Annotated in this window: 10 protein-coding genes; 5 read left to right on the top strand and 5 right to left on the bottom strand. The window is 60.3% G+C overall.

The genetic code is table 11. From position 1 onward, the window contains the following. Positions 1 to 106: 106 nt before the first annotated feature. The gene (locus ACYQ6J_RS07535) at positions 107 to 2866 is read right to left on the bottom strand and encodes an FAD-dependent oxidoreductase (RefSeq protein ID WP_460183568.1); all 2760 of its coding nucleotides are present in this window, start codon (positions 2864 to 2866) and stop codon (positions 107 to 109) included. Positions 2867 to 3252: 386 nt separating this feature from the next. Here ACYQ6J_RS07535 and ACYQ6J_RS07530 point away from each other — a divergent pair, with 386 nt between their 5' ends. The 3 genes from ACYQ6J_RS07530 to ligA all read left to right on the top strand — a co-directional run bounded on the left by ACYQ6J_RS07530 (position 3253) and on the right by ligA (position 8612). Then, positions 3253 to 4551 (top strand): Gfo/Idh/MocA family protein, encoded by a 1299-nt coding sequence (locus ACYQ6J_RS07530; protein ID WP_460183567.1) that lies wholly within the window; start codon positions 3253 to 3255, stop codon positions 4549 to 4551. A 96-nt stretch (positions 4552 to 4647) separates the two neighbouring features. Further along, complete coding sequence (locus tag ACYQ6J_RS07525; RefSeq protein WP_460183566.1) at positions 4648 to 6390, top strand: DUF1559 domain-containing protein; 1743 nt, start codon at positions 4648 to 4650, stop codon at positions 6388 to 6390. A gap of 206 nt (positions 6391 to 6596) precedes the next feature. Next, on the top strand, positions 6597 to 8612 hold the full coding sequence (gene ligA / locus ACYQ6J_RS07520; RefSeq protein WP_460183565.1) for an NAD-dependent DNA ligase LigA: 2016 nt from the start codon (positions 6597 to 6599) through the stop codon (positions 8610 to 8612). 79 nt (positions 8613 to 8691) lie between these two features. Here ligA and ACYQ6J_RS07515 read toward each other — a convergent pair whose 3' ends face one another. Next, positions 8692 to 10101 carry a Gfo/Idh/MocA family protein gene (locus ACYQ6J_RS07515; RefSeq protein WP_460183564.1) on the bottom strand — a complete coding sequence of 470 codons (1410 nt, stop codon included), beginning with the start codon at positions 10099 to 10101 and terminating at the stop codon, positions 8692 to 8694. Positions 10102 to 10131: 30 nt separating this feature from the next. Further along, complete coding sequence (locus ACYQ6J_RS07510) at positions 10132 to 11034, bottom strand: sugar phosphate isomerase/epimerase family protein (RefSeq protein ID WP_460183563.1); 903 nt, start codon at positions 11032 to 11034, stop codon at positions 10132 to 10134. A 300-nt stretch (positions 11035 to 11334) separates the two neighbouring features. On the opposite strand from ACYQ6J_RS07510, the gene ACYQ6J_RS07505 reads away from it, so the two are divergent. Then, the gene (locus tag ACYQ6J_RS07505; RefSeq protein ID WP_460183562.1) at positions 11335 to 12792 is read left to right on the top strand and encodes a cryptochrome/photolyase family protein; all 1458 of its coding nucleotides are present in this window, start codon (positions 11335 to 11337) and stop codon (positions 12790 to 12792) included. 185 nt (positions 12793 to 12977) lie between these two features. Further along, positions 12978 to 14036, top strand: coding sequence for a hypothetical protein (locus tag ACYQ6J_RS07500; RefSeq protein ID WP_460183561.1), 1059 nt, complete (start codon positions 12978 to 12980; stop codon positions 14034 to 14036). Between the two features lie 144 nt (positions 14037 to 14180). Here ACYQ6J_RS07500 and ACYQ6J_RS07495 read toward each other — a convergent pair whose 3' ends face one another. Together ACYQ6J_RS07495 and tatC are read right to left on the bottom strand one after the other, a co-directional pair. Then, positions 14181 to 14708 (bottom strand): hypothetical protein, encoded by a 528-nt coding sequence (locus tag ACYQ6J_RS07495; RefSeq protein WP_460183560.1) that lies wholly within the window; start codon positions 14706 to 14708, stop codon positions 14181 to 14183. Positions 14709 to 15088: 380 nt separating this feature from the next. Continuing rightward, on the bottom strand, positions 15089 to 16498 hold the full coding sequence (tatC, locus tag ACYQ6J_RS07490; RefSeq protein WP_460183559.1) for a twin-arginine translocase subunit TatC: 1410 nt from the start codon (positions 16496 to 16498) through the stop codon (positions 15089 to 15091). Between the last annotated feature and the right edge of the window lie 102 nt (positions 16499 to 16600).

Below are 16600 nucleotides of genomic sequence, written 5' to 3'. Positions count from 1 at the left end.
TGAGCCAACCAAGGACGTCAAACGCTCAGGACATTCGCCTCATGCGCCCGTTTTAGCCCGAACCGAACGGAGCAACGGAAGCCTCTGCTCGAAACGCCCTAACCACTTAGGGCTCTTCCGCGCGATACACGCGAATTTCGCAAACCCCCATTTCGGCAGGAGCCTTTCCAACCGTCAATCGCAAACGCTCCGCACGCGTAACGGGGACCGTCAACACGCAACGGCGTTGCGTATTGTCCGACACGCGGATCAGCGGTTCCCAAACCCCGTTCCTGAAGGCGGAGAGCGAAAAATCGCTTGCCGCGAGTTGACGACTTTGGAACGTAACGTGAACGGTATCGAACTCCGCCGGCGAGGCGAACGTCAGTTCCACCCATTGCGGCAAGTCTTGGGCGGGATCGGGTCGCCACGAGTGCGGAACACCGCGAATCGCTCGCGCAAAGCCGTCCACAACGTTTTGCGGCGAAAACCAGGGCTGGTCGGCGCGTTCCTCGGCCAAGGGCAAGGCCTGCCCTCCGGAAGGCTCCGTTTTGAAGGCATAGCAACCCGGCATGCGGGTCCACTCAGCACCGCCTCGATAGGCCCGCGCCGTCTCGTTCGGTTCTTCACTGAACAGCCCCCAACTCACGCCGGCGGTCTTGGGCAGCCAAAGATAGTAATAGCCCGGTTCCAACTGCAAACCGATAGGGACGCTCACCCAACCGCGACTTTCCGGATGCACGGCGACCTCGACCGCGGCCACTTGCTCCGCCTCTTGAAACTCGCCCAATCCCTTGGCTTGGCACAAATGAGCCTCCAGCGCGACGGGCTTGGCCGCGGCCGACTCCAGATGGATCGCGATGGATTCGAGTCGCCCGCCTTGCCATCGGAACATGACGGCGCGATCGTGATCCAGATTGTGCCGCGTCAAAGCTGCGCTCGGTTGATACACGTCGTTGGGTGCAACGCTGGACGCTGTTACGGAAGCGCCCCGGGCAAGGTCGCGCGGGTCCTGATTGGGCAGGTCAATGATGTAGCAACCGTCCTTAAGAAGTTGTTGTTGCAAGTCCCGGATGTAGCGTTCGTAGACTCCGCGGGGCGTCGTATCGTGGAGCTTGCAAAAGCCCGCCGCCGTTCCCACCGCTTGGCCTTGCAGTCCGCAGGTAATCATCACGCGCGTGGCGCCCAATGCCGCGTGCGTCACGGAGATGCACCGACCGGCCATCATCAAATTGTCCACGTCCTTGGAATACAGGCTCCGAAACGGGACGGAAAACTTGACCTTGTGCGAAAAGATCGCCGGGGGCCCGGGATCGTAAAAACCTTTGGGCGGATGGATGTCGATTCCCCAACCTCCGTACGACACACGATCGGGAAAGAGCGTGCGATTGGCGATATCGTGCTCCGTCATCACGTAATCGCCGATCAATCGTCGCGACTCGCGTTTTCCGACGACATGACTGACCCAAGTAAGTTTGAAGTTGTCGGCCTCGTCTCCCAATTTCGTGCAGTGATTCTTGGCGTGATCCCACATGCCCCAAATAATGCGGAGCAATTCGTCGCGGATGACTTCAGCATCTTTGTAAGTGTCCAATTCCCCGCCGTATTCGATGACCCATTGCCAACCGCCGAATCGCAATTGCGGGTGTCTGCCCGGGTTGAAGTCGTCGCAGGTGGGGAAGTGCCGGGCCCATTCCGGCCCCACGAACTCGACCGGAGAGGCCAACTGCTCCGTGGCGTAGCGAAGCGTTCCGCCCATGGTTCCCTTGTTGAGATCGCCGACCTCCGGCGCCCGCGTCTCACCGTACATGGACCGCGGTTCCCGTCCGTGGCGATATTCGGCGCCCGCCCAGACACCAATCGCCCCGTCGCCCGTGCAGTCGATGAACGTGGTTCCCAGGAATCGATAGCGCTGTCCGCTGTTGACGTCCAGGGCCAGTACCGCCTTAATTCTGTTCGGCCCGGCCAATTCCACGCCCTTGGCGTGCGTATTCAAGAAGAGGTCGAGATTGGGCTGATTCTGAACCAACTTGAGCAATCGGTCCGAATAACCGAACACATCGCCGCGCACTTCCTCGATGATTCCGCCCTCGCCCGGATCCAGCGGTTCTCGCGTGGTGTCACCCTCCGGATTCACGAGGATTTCCGTACTGGAATTGCCTCCAAGAACAGGACGGTTCTGCACCAGCGCGGTGCGACAACCCATCCGGGCCGACGCCACGGCGGCAAACGTACCGGCCAAACCGCCGCCCACGACGACGGTGTCGTACGGCCCAACATCTCGAATCTCGCGACTGACGCCGCCGTAGCGTTCGCGTAAGACGGCGATCTTAGCAGGATCATCCGGCAAACGTAGTTCGGCATCCGACGTCAGCACGATGGCGTCGCATCGTCCGTAGTGCCCGGTCAAATCGTGAAGTCGAATCTCCAAGTTCCCCGCCGGGAGATCGAATTCTCCCCCATCCTCCCAAATCCACTCTCCTGACTTGGACGCCCCAAATACCTTCTGCGTCGTTTTGCCGCCGAGGACGACCTGGAACCTTCCGGGACTGTACTCAGGCACCCAATCTCGGCAGCGAACCCACAGACGGTACTTGTTCGCTTTCGGGATGGAAACCGAGGTCACAGCGTCCGCCACCGGACCTTCCAAGCCGATCGCCAAGAGAAAAGGCGATCCCATTTGATCGACGAATTGGGCATCGTTGACCCAACCGCCCGGTTGCTGAAAGTGCTCCGCTTCCACCCAGACGATGTTCGGAGAATCGTCCGCCGCTCCGGTCGTTTCAGTCGCTAAGAGCGACCCCGACGAACCAAGAACGATCGCCAACGAGGCAAGCGTCAAGATGCGCACCCAACACCGTTGATCCGTTTCCCTTGCGATTCGCACGCGTGTTTGCTCCTCTCGCGCTGTTAACTTCGCTTGCCGACGAACCGAGTCCGACGGGCGACTGCTTCGATGATTTCTGCGCACACCCAGCGGCCCGCAAACAAATCGCGTTGACACCGCCGTCTTCAGGCACCCTCAAAGTTTATCCTTCCGAAAACGCGAATTCAACGTAACGCGAGAGGGGACTCGCCGCCCGGCGTCTTGCCGATGTGTGCCCTGCGCCGGCCGGTTTTTGGTTGCAGTCGCCGCGTCAAACCGTCACACTATCTTCGGTAGCTCGTTGCGTGCCGGCGGGAGCCGATTCCAAATTAACGTTTTGACGGACCGGCCGCCCGCTTCGCGACGGAATCGCCCATCATCAAACCGTGAACCCCGGAGACTGGAACGTGGAACTGTCGCGACGCAAAGTCATGCAAGCCATTGGAGTGGGAGCCATGTCGTGGACCGCACCGGCGGTGATCGGAGCCGAGAAAGAGCATCGTTTCCGCACGGCCCTCATCGGTTCCGGTTGGTGGGGAATGAACATCCTTCAGGCCGCGGTCGAGTCGCAACGATGCAAGGTCGTCGCCATGTGCGACGTGGACGGCAACCAGCTCAATCCCGCCGCGGGCAAAGTCGAGGAATGGACGGGTGACGCTCCGGCGAAATACCGCGACTATCGCGAGCTACTGGAGCGGGAAAAGCCGGAAATCGTCATCGTCGCCACGCCCGATCACTGGCACCCGCTCATCACCATCGCCGCCGTTCAGTCCGGGGCGCATGTGTATGTCGAAAAACCGATCAGCCACACGATTCACGAGGGCCGGGCCATGGTACAAGCGGCACGGCAGGCGGATCGGGTGGTCCAGGTCGGAACCCATCGTCGCGTCTCGCCGCACTGCATCTCTGCGCAGAAGTTTTTGAAGGAAGGCGGCTTGGGCAAGATCGGCATGGTTCGGGCCTTCGTACATTATCCGGGCGGAGTAGGCTCACCCACGCCGGACGCCGATCCGCCGTCGGGCCTCGACTGGGATTTTTGGTGCGGTCCCGCCCCGCTGCGACCCTTCAATCCGGCCATTCATCCTCGCGGTTTTCGTCAGTTTCTCGACTACGCCAACGGCACGCTGGGAGACTGGGGCATCCATTGGATGGATCAGATACTGTGGTGGACGGAAGAGAAATATCCTCGCCGCGTCGCTTCCACGGGTGGGCGGTTCATCCGTCAGGCCACGGACGATGCGCCCGACACGCAAGTCGTCGAGTTCACCTTCGAGTCGTTTACCGCCGTCTGGGAACACCGCCGTTACGGCGGCAACGACGCCGAAAAGCACAACATCGGTTGCTACTTCTACGGTACCGAAGGGATGCTCCACCTCGGTTGGCTGGACGGTTGGACCTTCTATCCCACCAACAAGAACAAGTCCGTGATCCACGAGGAGCCACAACTTCACGGGCAGGATAACCACAACATCCCCGAGCTCTGGGCCGACTTCTTGGAAGCCATCGAACAACGGCGCCTTCCCGTCTGCGACATCGAGATTGGGCATCGCTCCACAAACATGAGTTTGCTGGGCATGTTGTCCTTGAAATTGGGTCGCAGCATCGCCTGGGACGGCGAAAAAGAGGTGATCGTGGGCGACGACGAAGCCAACCGCATGCTCAAGCGGGACTATCGATCGCCCTGGCAGTATCCCAACGTGGTTTGAATTACCTGGGCGGAGATCCCGCCAAGGCGTTTCGCTCTTCGAATCACTCCGGTCGTCGTGGCCGCGAGGAGTCTCCTTACTGAGAGGAGGTGCGTCATGAAGCGTCCGTGGAAAACTGTGACGGTGTGGTTGCTCACGACCGCCCTGATTCACGGTCACTGGTTGGCGGCGATCGCCGCCGCGAGCGACCCGGCGGTGCTGCGCCCGACATCGGCGCCGAAAGTCGAACGGAAGGCCTCGCCCAAGACCGACGGGCTTGGAAAGTTGGATGGGGACGCCGCGCGGTCGGCCGAAGAAGGATCGACCGCGGACGTGGATTATGTGCCCCCCACGGCGACGGCGGCCCTGATTCTGCATCCTCGCCGCGTCCTCACCGCTCCCGAATCCGAATTGCTGCCTTTGGAAGTCATTTCCGCGGCGGGGAAGAAGGAGTTCGGACTCGATCCGATGCAAATCGATTGGGCGGTGGGCGTGGTTGAAGTATCCGAATTCGGACCGCCTCAATTCGGTCTGATACTACGCTCCTCCGCCCCCTTGGATGATTCCCGGTTGTTAGCGTCGCTCAAGCGGAACACCGAGCAACGGACGCTGGAGGGCCGCCCGTATTACCGTGCCGAGAACCCGATGTTCATGCCGAGCATCTTCCTGCCCGATGACCACTCGGTGATCGTCGCGCAGGAGGCCATGCTGCAAAAGATGCTGACCAATCATCGAGATCCGCAACCGGGCAAGGTCAGCCGAATCATTGCCGATATGAAACGCCTGCCGGATGTTGCGGCGGCTTTGGATTTTGCGCCGTTGCGACCGATGGTTCAGAGCTTTCTGATGCGAGATCCTCCTCCGCCGCCGTTGGCCGCGTTGCAAGACGTTCCGCCGCTAGTAGCCGACATGGAGGCCCAAATCGATCTCATCGGAAACTGGTCGATGTACCTGGCGATACGCGCCAACAATAACACCGACGCCTTGAAGCTACAAAACACCATCTCGGGAATACTCGAGCAGGTGAGGGCAACCGCCCTAGAGGAATTGGAACGCCAAGCTGAGAGCGACGATCCGATAGAACAGGCGATGGCCCAATACATGCGGCGGATTACGGACCGCTATCTCGGGTTTATCCAACCGGAGCGGAAGGGTAACACGGTCTACAAGCGAATCGACGAGGGGAGGCAGGCGCAAATGGCGACGATCGGCGTCTTGGTAGCCTTGCTCCTGCCCGCCGTTCAGTCCGCACGAGAGGCCGCCCGCCTTTCGCAGTCGCTCAACAATCTGAAGCAACTGGGGCTGGCCATGCACAATTACCACGATGTGTACAGGCGTTTTCCCGCGCGTGCCATCTTCGATTCCGAAGGCCGACCGCTGCTGAGTTGGCGCGTCGAAATCCTTCCCTTCCTCGAATGTCAAGACCTCTACGAACAATTCCATTTGGACGAACCGTGGGATAGCGAGCACAACAAGACGCTCATACCGCTCATGCCCGAGGTCTACAAAAACCCCAGCGCAGCGACGGAACCCGGGATGGCCCATTATCTGGCTCTGGTCGGTCCGGGCACGCTATTCGAGGGCCGAGAGCCGCGCACGTTCGCCGACATCCGCGACGGTACCAGTAATACGATCATGTTAGTGGAGGTGAACCCCGATCGCGCCGTGGTATGGACCCAGCCGAATGACCTCGAGTTCGATCCGGAAAATCCGCTCAACGGATTGGGTAGTGCGCACCCCGGGGGATTCGGCGTGCTCCTTTGCGACGGATCGGTTCGATTCGTGTCCGCCGTCATCGATGCCGTGACCTTTCGTCGGCTCGCACAAATAGCGGACGGCGAGGTGGTTCAAGATTATTGATCAAATGCGGGGGCCGTCTGTCGAGTTTTTGCGCGGAAAAGTGTCACGGCGCTAAATCGGCCGGGATGCAGCCTCGGCAACGGTTTTCCGAACGGTTCGGCGCAGATCACGCGGCGTGATATCCGCCGTGACGGTTTGCGCCCGTTTTCTTCAGCGGACTGCCGTTCCAACGAGATCGCCGAGAACCCTCGAACGGAATGCTTGGCATGACATCCGACGTTGCACAAGAGATCGAGCGTCTACGCGAGCTGATTCGATATCACGACCGGAAGTATTACGTCGAAGCGGCGCCCGTGATATCGGATCGGGAATACGATCGCCTGATGGAGCGACTTCGCGACCTGGAGGCGGCTCATCCCGAATACGCTGCGGAGGACAGCCCCACACGCCGCCTCGGCGACCGGCCTGTGGAAGGGCTGGAAAAGGTGCGACACCGCGTGCCGATGTTGTCGATCGAAAACACCTATGATTTGAATCAGCTTGACAATTTCATGCAGCGTGTGCGGAAACTGCTGCCCGGCGAAGACGTCGAATGGGTGGTGGAACTGAAGATCGACGGCGTAGCCGCCTCCCTGTGGTACGAAGACGGCCTTCTCCGCCGCGCCGTGACCCGAGGCGACGGCATGGTCGGCGACGACGTCACCCACAACGCCAAGACGATCCGCGATATCCCGTTGCGATTGATGGGTCGGGACGTACCGCCCGTGCTGGAGATTCGGGGCGAGATCTATATGACGAACACCGATCTCAGCCTGCTGAACGAGGAGCAAAAACGCCTGGGAGAGCCTCCTTTCGCCAATTCGCGAAACGTGACGGCAGGCACGATTCGACTGCTGGATCCCCGAATATGCCGCCGCCGGCGATTACGGTTTTTTTGCCACGGCCTGGGATATGCCGAAGGTTTCCCGGTCGCGACCCATTCCGAGTTTCTCGAAAAGATGCGGGAATACGGCGTCCCGGTGCCCCCTCTAGCCGCGTGCTTTCGTAGCACGACCGAGACCCTGGAATACTGTGAATCCGTCATCGAGCGATTGCACGAGTTGGATTTCGAAATCGACGGATTGGTCATCAAGGTCAATCGATTCGATCAGCGCGAGCGTTTGGGTACGACGGCCAAAAGCCCTCGCTGGGTGATCGCCTACAAATTCGAAAAATACGAAGCCGTGACGCGACTGGTCGCCGTCGATGCCCAAGTGGGAAAGACCGGCGTGGTTACCCCGGTGGCGATCCTGGCTCCCGTGCAACTGGCCGGGACCGTCGTCACGCGAGCGAGCCTGCACAATGCAGACGAGATTCGTCGCAAGGATGTCCGCGTGGGGGATGTGGTAGTCGTGGAAAAGGCGGGCAAGATCATCCCTCACATCGTCCGAGTGGAACGGCACCGTCGTCGCTACCGACTTCCGCCTTTTCCTTTTCCGCGTCTCTGCCCCGACTGCGGTTCCGAACTTGCAAGCGAGGAAGGCGGCGTCTATGTCCTTTGCCGCAATCCGGAATGCCCTGCCCAACTCAAGGAACGTCTCCGCTTTTTCGCGGGAAAAGACGCCATGGATATCGACGGCTTGGGCGAGAAGCTGATCGAACAGTTGGTCGAAAGCGGACTGGTGAAAACTTACGGCGATCTGTTCCGACTGGATCGGGAACAACTCTCGCGACTCGAGGGGATGGGCCCAAAACTCCCCGGCACCCTGCTCAGCAACATCGAGAAAAGCAAACGGCGCGGTCTTGCGGCGGTATTGGCCGGACTGGCCATTCGTCACGTGGGCACAAAGACCGCGACCATCTTGGCCCGGCATTTCGGTTCCGTGGACGGCCTGCTCGACGCCGACATCGAGGACTTGTCCGCCATTCCGGAGATCGGACCGGTCATCGCGCAGAGCGTCCATGAATTTTTTCACAGTCCGCGCGGACGTCGCATCTTCGAAGACCTGCGTCAATGCGGTGTCAAGCTGACGGAGGACGCGGTCGAAGCAAGCGGTCCGTTACCCCTGGCAGGCAAGACGCTCGTGGTCACGGGCGGTTTCCAACTCGGAACACGCGAGGAGGTGGAACGTCTGATCGAGCGTCTCGGCGGCAAGGCCGCGTCGCAAGTGTCGCGCAAGACCGACTTTCTCTTGGTAGGTGATAACCCGGGCAGCAAACTCCAGAAGGCCCAATCGCTGGGCGTTCCCCAACTCACGGAGGAGGAATTCCGGAAGTTCATCCCAACCGAGGAAATGGAATGAACCGCGCAGCGGCGGATGCCGACGAGTCGGCCGAGCGTCCGCCCCTGTACGAGGAATCGCCCCTCGATCAGAGGTCGGACTACGTTTCCTCGAGTTGCCAACCGGCTCGATACTCGCGCAAAAGCGCCGCGTCCGCGTCCACGTCGTTGCGAATGCGACCGGAGATTGGGTCGTACTCCAGTTCCCTCTCAGGGAATAGCGTGGCTACGTTGCCGAGCATCAGAAATTCGGTCAGCAGTCCCGAGTAGCCGAAGTGCGACATGGGACGCCGCCCGCCTTTGCAGGCCTGAACCCACTCTCGTTCGTGACTTCCGTGCCGCGGCAATGTGGGGGCCGGTCTTTCGAGGGTCTTCGCAGCCTCCTCCGGCAACAAGACGTAGCTGGAGTTGTGGCCGGTGGCGTGAATCATGGCTCGCTCGCCGACAATCAGGCACCCCGCGTGATCGTCCCACTTTTTCGCCCCGGCGTCTCCCCAGTCGAGCTTTTTGCCCATCAGCGATTCGACATGCTCGCGTTGACCGGGCGATCCCGCGCCGTTGAACCATCGGAAGGCGACCGGGGGCAGGTCCTCGCGGGCGGGTACGCGCCATTCGACGATTTCCCATCGCGGATGGGTCGGACCGGGCGGAGAACCCACCTCAGCCCGAACCACGATCGGCGAACTTGCCCCGCCGTGTTGCCAAAGGATTTCCAAGCGGAGTCCCATGAACGCCATGTTGGCTGAATGCGATCCCCAATTGCCCAGGTTTCCGGTGGCGAAATCCCGCCATGTGTGCCATTGCAGCCACTCGTTGTCGAAGGGGCGATCCGAGGCCGGTCCCAACCACACGTCCCAATTCAACTCATCGGGCGGCGCACCGCCTCCCTGCGGCAACGGGCGAGGCCCCGCTCCGCCGCTGTCCTTCCAAACGAACACCTCTTTCACCGCTCCCAGCCTGCCGGATTGAATCCACTCCACCCCTTCACGGAAGGCGTCGGTGGCCGTGCCCTGGTTTCCCATTTGCGTGACTACACCGTAGTGTACCGCATTGAGCCGCAAAATCCTCGCCTCGCGCACGTCATGGGTCAAAGGTTTCTCGCAGTAGACGTGCTTTCCCACGCGAATCGCGGTGTCGGCGATGACGGCGTGATTATGGTCGGGGACCGCAATCACGACGGCATCGATCCGCGAGCCTTCCGCATCCAGCATGCGACGGAAATCGGAGAACTTCGGTACGTTGGGAAACTTCGCGAATGCCGCCGCCGCTCGCCGCGCGTTCGCATCGCAAAGGGCGACGACCTTCGCACCAATCGTAGGAATTGTCTGCACGAACCATTCACCGCGACCGGACACCCCAACCAACGCCGCGGCAAGCCGCTCGTTGGCTTCGTAACCCCAAACCGACGCGGACGGGACGACCATCGGCAAACCGAGCGCGGTCAAACCCGATGCCGTGCTTCCCAGCCAGTCCCTGCGAGTCCATAGCCGACAATGCGAGCGAGGATTCACGGCGTTTCTCCCTAAAAAATGGATGGGGAATCAGTTTTGGGCGACTAGAACGGCATTCCAACGTTCTCGAAGGTAGTCTCGGGACTTGGCCAGGGCCGCCGCCATGACATCCGGTTCCGGTTCGTCGTGCATAAAGGGGTTAACGTACCACCGGTAGCCAACCGAGCGAAGCGCAGCCAACCATGCGGTGAAATCACTCGGCCCGTGGCCCGGCAGTTGGTCCATCCCCTCCGCCCTCTGCCAGGCGTAAAAGTAAAACAGTTGCCCGCCGCAGATGCGAACGGCCTCAGCCACATCTTCACTACGCGCCTGGATGTGATACGGCGCCAAGGCGATTCCCAGCCGCGGATGCCGGTTGAGGTCGGTGAACGCCTTCAAGCTGTCGCATGAGTCGAGGAGTGCGCTTCCGTGATTCTCGATGGCCAAGTAAGAGTCATACTTTTCGGCCAACTCCAATTCCGGCTTGAGTGACTCTAAGAAAGCCTTCATCTTGGGGATTAATTCGACTGAATCGCAAGGCCCCGCACTCCCGCGAATAGCCACTCCGCCGCCGCATTGTCCCAACAATTCCGCATACTTAGGATAACCTCCGGCGTACACGGAGAAGGCGTACAGCTTGAGTTTCACCGCATCCATTAGCTCGCGCAAACCGGAGGCGCCGAGTCGATTTTGCACGTCATCCAAATGTGGACAGCCTGCGTGGGCCGACCAGATATCGACGGCTTCAAATCCCAATTCCGCGATTGTGCGGCAGGCCGCCTCGATCGGCAATCGCGAAAAATTGATGGAGGATGCGGACAGTCGCAAGCCGGTCCCGTCGGGCTTTTCATCCGAAGCGACCGCCGTTGCAAGCGAAACTGTCCATGGGCCGATCGCTGCCGCGGATGCCGTCTTGAGCAGGGAACGTCGCGATAATGGAAGGGGAGATTTCACGTTCGTCGCCTCTGCCATAAGTGGGAATGACGCCGTTGTCCGGTCGCCCGGGTCGGTGGGATACGGAAGACGGTCCTCCGCCTTGCCGACAACAATGTAGTGTCCGATCGGAGGACAAGTCAACTCGGTGAAGTTGACCGCGAACCGGCGACTCGCTCCGCCGGAACGAGACGCGATGCCGTCGGACGGGATGAATTCCGTGCAGGGCTTTTCAGATAGGGCCAACTGCGTCCCGCCCGCGTCGGCGGCGCAGAGACGAACCGGTAAACGCGACCCAAGATTGGTCGACGGGAGACAACGATGAGCGGTTCCGTTGTGTGGTTTCGCCGAGACCTTCGACTGGACGACAACCCCGCTCTCCTCGCGGCGGTTCAGCGCGGCGGACCGGTTGTCTGCCTTTTCGTCTGGGCGCCCGAAGAGGAAGGAGATTGGGCACCAGGCGCGGCCTCGCGGTGGTGGCTCCATCAATCCCTGCTCCGACTCGACGAATCGCTGCGGCGTCTAGGCGCGTCCTTGACGTTGCGACGCGGACCGACGATCGAAACGATCCAGGAAATTCTAAAAACAACGGACTGCGACGCCGTCTTTTGGAATCGCGTATACGAACCGGAAACCATGCAGCGAGACTCCCTGATCAAGCGGCTCCTTCGCGAGAACGGAGTCCATGCGGAAAGTTTCAAGGGTTCGCTCCTCGTGGAACCTTGGGAAGTTTTGACCGGGCAGAGCCGACCGTATCAGGTCTTCACGCCGTTTTGGAAAGCATGCGCCGCGCATCTGCCGCCCGAACCTCCCAAGCCGGTTCCTACGACCCTGCTGCCCCCAAATCCACGCCCTCACTCGCTCGATTTGGCCGATTTCGGTTTGGAACCGACGATCGATTGGGCCGGCGGGCTTCGCGCCGCGTGGAATCCCGGCGAAGACGGGGCGACCGCGGCCTTGAACGCATTCCTCGCGGAAGGCTTGCCCGAGTACGCGGAGTTTCGGAACCGACCGGACGTACGGGGCACCTCGCGCTTATCCCCGCACTTGCACTTCGGCGAAATCAGTATCCGTCGCGTCTGGCATGCAGTGAACGGGCATTCTCCCGGTCGCGACTCGAAGTCGCCAAACAGGAAAGACAAGCAAGACGAGAATGTTCGTGTATTTTGCAGTGAGTTGGGTTGGCGCGAATTCGCCCATCACTTGCTCTACCACTTCCCGCACACGCCCGATACGCCCTTACGGCAAGAGTTTCTGCGATTCTCGTGGCAACCCAGTCGCGAACGTCTGAGGGCATGGCAACGCGGTCGGACGGGCTACCCGATCGTGGACGCCGGAATGCGTGAATTGTGGCATACCGGATGGATGCACAACCGCGTGAGAATGATCGTCGCCTCGTTTCTCGTCAAACACCTGCTTATCCCCTGGAACGAAGGCGCCCGTTGGTTCTGGGACACCTTGGTCGATGCCGACTTGCCAAACAATACTCTCGGTTGGCAGTGGACTGCCGGTTGCGGCGCCGACGCCGCGCCGTATTTTCGTGTGTTCAACCCCATTCTTCAGGGAAAGAAGTTCGATCCCGAGGGCGTCTATGTCCGCCGCTGGATTCCGGAGTTGCGCCGCGTGCCGACGTCGTATATCCATTGTCCCTGGGAAATGCCCGCTGAAGCCCTAGCCCAAGCAGGGGTTACCCTGGGGGATCATTATCCGCTGCCAATCGTGGAGCATGGCGAAGCACGAGCGCAGGCCCTAAAGGCCTGGGAAGCCATCCGAGAGTGAGGATGCCCGGCGACGTCGTCGCTTTCCCAGGCGAATGCGTCTCGTTCCCAACGACTCGGTCGCGTACAATGATATTGTGCCAACGGGAATCGTCGCGACCAAGATTCGGCCTCTCTGAGCGAACTACCCACGGCGATGCTGCGGTGCGCCACCGTTGGAGTCGACCAGGTGCAGGAGGGGCCTTTATGCTCGATTACGGATCCCTTGCCGGGCCGCGCTTAGGTGGTCGAAAGGATCAAGGGCGACTTAGGTCGCAAGGCCGACCATCGTCCGGCGGCATTCTTCTGATCTACGCGGCGGTCGCACTGAATGGATTGATGGGCGGGTTCGTCGGTTCACGGGTTTCGGTTCGGGCCGAAGACATCTCCGACCGACACTACCGACCCGGGGGCGACGACGCGTGCTCGCATCCAGGCCATTCCGCTCCGCCTATTTACGTCGTGCCGCCGTTTCAGGTTCCGCGCACTTTCTCCTACTCGACCGTGGTGCCGGGGCCCGTGCCGTACGCCCTTTACTACCGCCAACAAACTGTTTGGCTGTGGCGATGGGACCCCGGAAGCGGGTCAGGCGGATACGGCGGGGTTCGCGGGATACCGTACACTTACTACCAATGGCAAACGGTGCCCCTCGTCACGAACTTCCCCCTGCCCGGCTTACCGATCGGTCCGGTGCCGCAAGGCCATCGGCCGAGTCCTCGCGACGCCGAACTTCGCCGGATCGAACCGCTTGCGAAGAATGCCGGCCGAAACGACCCCGCCGCCGACAATCGCAACCTCGGCGATGATAGGATGCTGCAAACCGGTTGGCGATTCTTGGAAAACGGCGATCGGCTCTTCACGCAGGGGAAGTATCGCGAGGCCTACGGCCAGTACCGCAACGCCGCGAAGGCCGTACCGCGTCTGGCAGACGCTTACTTCCGTCAAGTCTTTGCGCTGGTGGCGATGGGCGCCTACGAGCAGGCCGCGCAAGCCGCGAAAAGCGGCCTCGAAATGCATCCCGAATGGCCGAAGGGGCCTTTCCGACTCGATAAATTGTACGGCAACGACCAACCCGCCAAGCGTGCTCACATTGCCCGCCTCGCGGAGGCCGTTCAGCAATCGCCCCAAAACGGCGACTTATTATTCCTGCTGGGAGTAATGCTCCACTTCGACAACCGCATGGAAGAGGCAAAAACCTTTTTCGGACAGGCCTTGCCCTTGATGGCGGGGCGGGATCAACACGTCAGGCTGTTCCTGGAGAATTAGGCCGCGTCGCATACGAATTTTGCGGCGATTCGCCGACCGGACGGATTCTTCCCAAAGCAGCAGTCGCCGGGGTACCACTCTCGATTTCGGATTGCACCCGCTTTCGCCGCGGTGACGAGGCGGCGCGGAAAAGCCCGCCGGCGGTCAGAAGTACTGTAAACCGCCACTCTTTCTCCGAAGGCGACTGGCAGTGCGGCGCTGCCTCGGCATCGGATGCAACTTCCGCGTTGCCGTATTGCGCGGGCGGAAGAGCGCGGCAACCAACAGAAAGCCCAACCCTACCGATCCGATCGGTACGCCGTAGAACCCCAGAACGGTCGCCTTGAGAACAAGCGACCAACCTAGGAGAATCGAGCCGCAAACGAAGCACGTGAGTCCCAGCGCGAGCGCGCCCCAGAATACGACGGACGATTCCGCGCGATCCCGCTGATCAACCGGCACACGAGCAGGACTCCGTCGCTCCGGTCGTGACCAATGTACCGCCGAGACCTCTTGATGTGCCAGGTCGTGCCGGGAGGTACGAACGGCCTCACGGTCCTCGGCGGCGTCCAACGGCATCACACCATCCAGGGCAAGCCTCAACTCGCGCAATCGAGCCTCCAACTTGCACCAACCATCTTGGCTCGAAATCGAAAAGGAATCCAACCCGTGGGGCGTTGGAGACTCGGGCATCGGTCCGGTCGCGGAGGTGTCTCCCGAATCGGTCCCGAGTTCGCATGCCGAGACACGAGGGGCTTCGTCCCGCCCTTTGGCAAGCGTAGAGTCAGCCGAACGGCGGTATGTCCCGCATTGGGGGCATAACAGACCGCCGTCGGGCTGTCGCAGAATCGGAACGTCTCTTTGGCAATGGTCGCACCACATAGTATCTACGTTATCGACCAGCCAATGTTATGGCCTTCAGCGAACTTACCGGCTGTGCAAATTTGCTCGATTTTGCGGCCACGCAGGAAGGATGGGAAGCATGCGAATAACAGGAGACATGCGACTCTTGAGAAGAATGCGACACCTTGCTTCCCAAGAAGCGGCGATCTTATCGGCGCTATGCCGGCACCTTATGCGGTCGAGGCCGAGCTATCGGTCCCGTCGCTAAATCCGCTGCGACTCCGCGGGAAAAACTTGCACAGCAGCAGTCCGCCGAAATAAAGCAGGCTCAGCGGTACGGCCATCAGCAACTGGCTTGAGGGATCCGGGGGGGTCAAGATGGCCGAAGCCACAAAGATCACCAAGATGGCCATTTTCCACTGGGACAAATAGTCCTTCACGGTGAAGATACCGATTCTTTCCAAGAACAACATGATCAGCGGCAACTGGAAGCCGATCCCGAAACCGAGCGGCAAGATCAAGACGAAGGAAAGCCAATCGCTGATTCGCGGTTCAAGCTGGATGCCCATCCACTCGTTGAATTGAAAGAGAAACGTGAGCACCGGTTCGAAGACGTACAGGAACGCCATGGCCGCTCCGGCGAAGAACAACGCCAAGCTGAACGGAAGGAAGGTGTACACAAACTTGCGTTCATGCCGATAGAGACCGGCGGCAACGAACGACCAGATTTGCAGAAACACCCAAGGGGCCGAGAGAATCGCGCCGACCAACAAGGAAGCTTTGATGTAGATGGAAAACGCCTCGTGGGCACTAAGACTCTTGGCTCTTACCCGGGAATCGTCTTTGGCGGGACGCCAGGCAAAGATGTGGATCAACTCGCGATTATCCACCTGTCCGCTGAGCGACTTGCCGACCGCCTCCTCCGTCAGATCGTAAGATCGGATCAAGTTGTCCAGATGATCCAAAGTAGCTTGTAACGATGTCTCCATCGAGCCGACGGCCTCGGCCAAAACGCCGTACATCGGCCCATCGACGACGGTCTCCCAATCGTTCTGAGCCAAGCGTTCCATCGCCGCCCGCAATTGGGGAGAGTTTTGAAGCCCCTGGGAATCTTTGTCGGCGGCGGGGTCTTGCGTCCCGTTTCCGTTATTCTCAACGCTTTCCGCCGCGGTTTGCAAGCCTAATTGCAGGAGGAAGGCCCGGTCTTCCGCCGTGATCTTTTCGCCGGTTGTCCCATTGGCCGCCCGCTCAAGTTTTGCCTTAACTGCCGCCAACTGCCGGAGGCTATCCTCTCGGCGCTCTCGAATTCGTCGCAGACTGCCGGGGACCTGGATCAATACGTCGCGGGGCGAGATCAAATATTCATCGACCAGCATTTGCTGCGAGGAGATGAACTCGGCGGCGCCGTCGGCCGAGTAGGCCGTTTGCTGCCCCTGCGAAGCCATGCTCGTCAGACGAGTGGCCACCTCCTTCTGCGACAGCTTGACGTAATGCTTGGTCAAGGCCTTTTCCAGGGGGTCTTGGATCAGCTTGACCACCTGATTTCCCAGAAACAAACCGATCACGAACCCGATCGCCAAGCCAACGATGGCGCGAAAAAGGCATTTTCGCAACTCCTCCAGGTGCTCCCCGAAGGTCATCGTTGTTTCGCGAAAGAGATCTTCGTCGGATTTCGGCGGGGGGAGTAGGCGAATCATGGGCAATATGGAAAACCCGGGCGGGATGGTGATTTCTCACAAGCC

The organism is Thermopirellula anaerolimosa (genome assembly GCF_054657335.1).
The sequence above is the reverse complement of the archived record's forward strand: the minus strand, read 5'-3'. Positions and strand labels throughout refer to the sequence as shown.

What these genes read in the sequence shown, in the direction of transcription:
- ACYQ6J_RS07525 (WP_460183566.1), top strand. Translation starts at nt 4,648, where the DNA reads ATGAAGCGTCCGTGGAAAACTGTGACGGTGTGGTTGCTCACGACCGCC.
- ligA (WP_460183565.1), top strand. Translation starts at nt 6,597, where the DNA reads ATGACATCCGACGTTGCACAAGAGATCGAGCGTCTACGCGAGCTGATT.
- ACYQ6J_RS07505 (WP_460183562.1), top strand. Translation starts at nt 11,335, where the DNA reads ATGAGCGGTTCCGTTGTGTGGTTTCGCCGAGACCTTCGACTGGACGAC.
- ACYQ6J_RS07500 (WP_460183561.1), top strand. Translation starts at nt 12,978, where the DNA reads ATGCTCGATTACGGATCCCTTGCCGGGCCGCGCTTAGGTGGTCGAAAG.
- ACYQ6J_RS07495 (WP_460183560.1), bottom strand. Translation starts at nt 14,708, where the DNA reads ATGCCCGAGTCTCCAACGCCCCACGGGTTGGATTCCTTTTCGATTTCG.
- tatC (WP_460183559.1), bottom strand. Translation starts at nt 16,498, where the DNA reads ATGACCTTCGGGGAGCACCTGGAGGAGTTGCGAAAATGCCTTTTTCGC.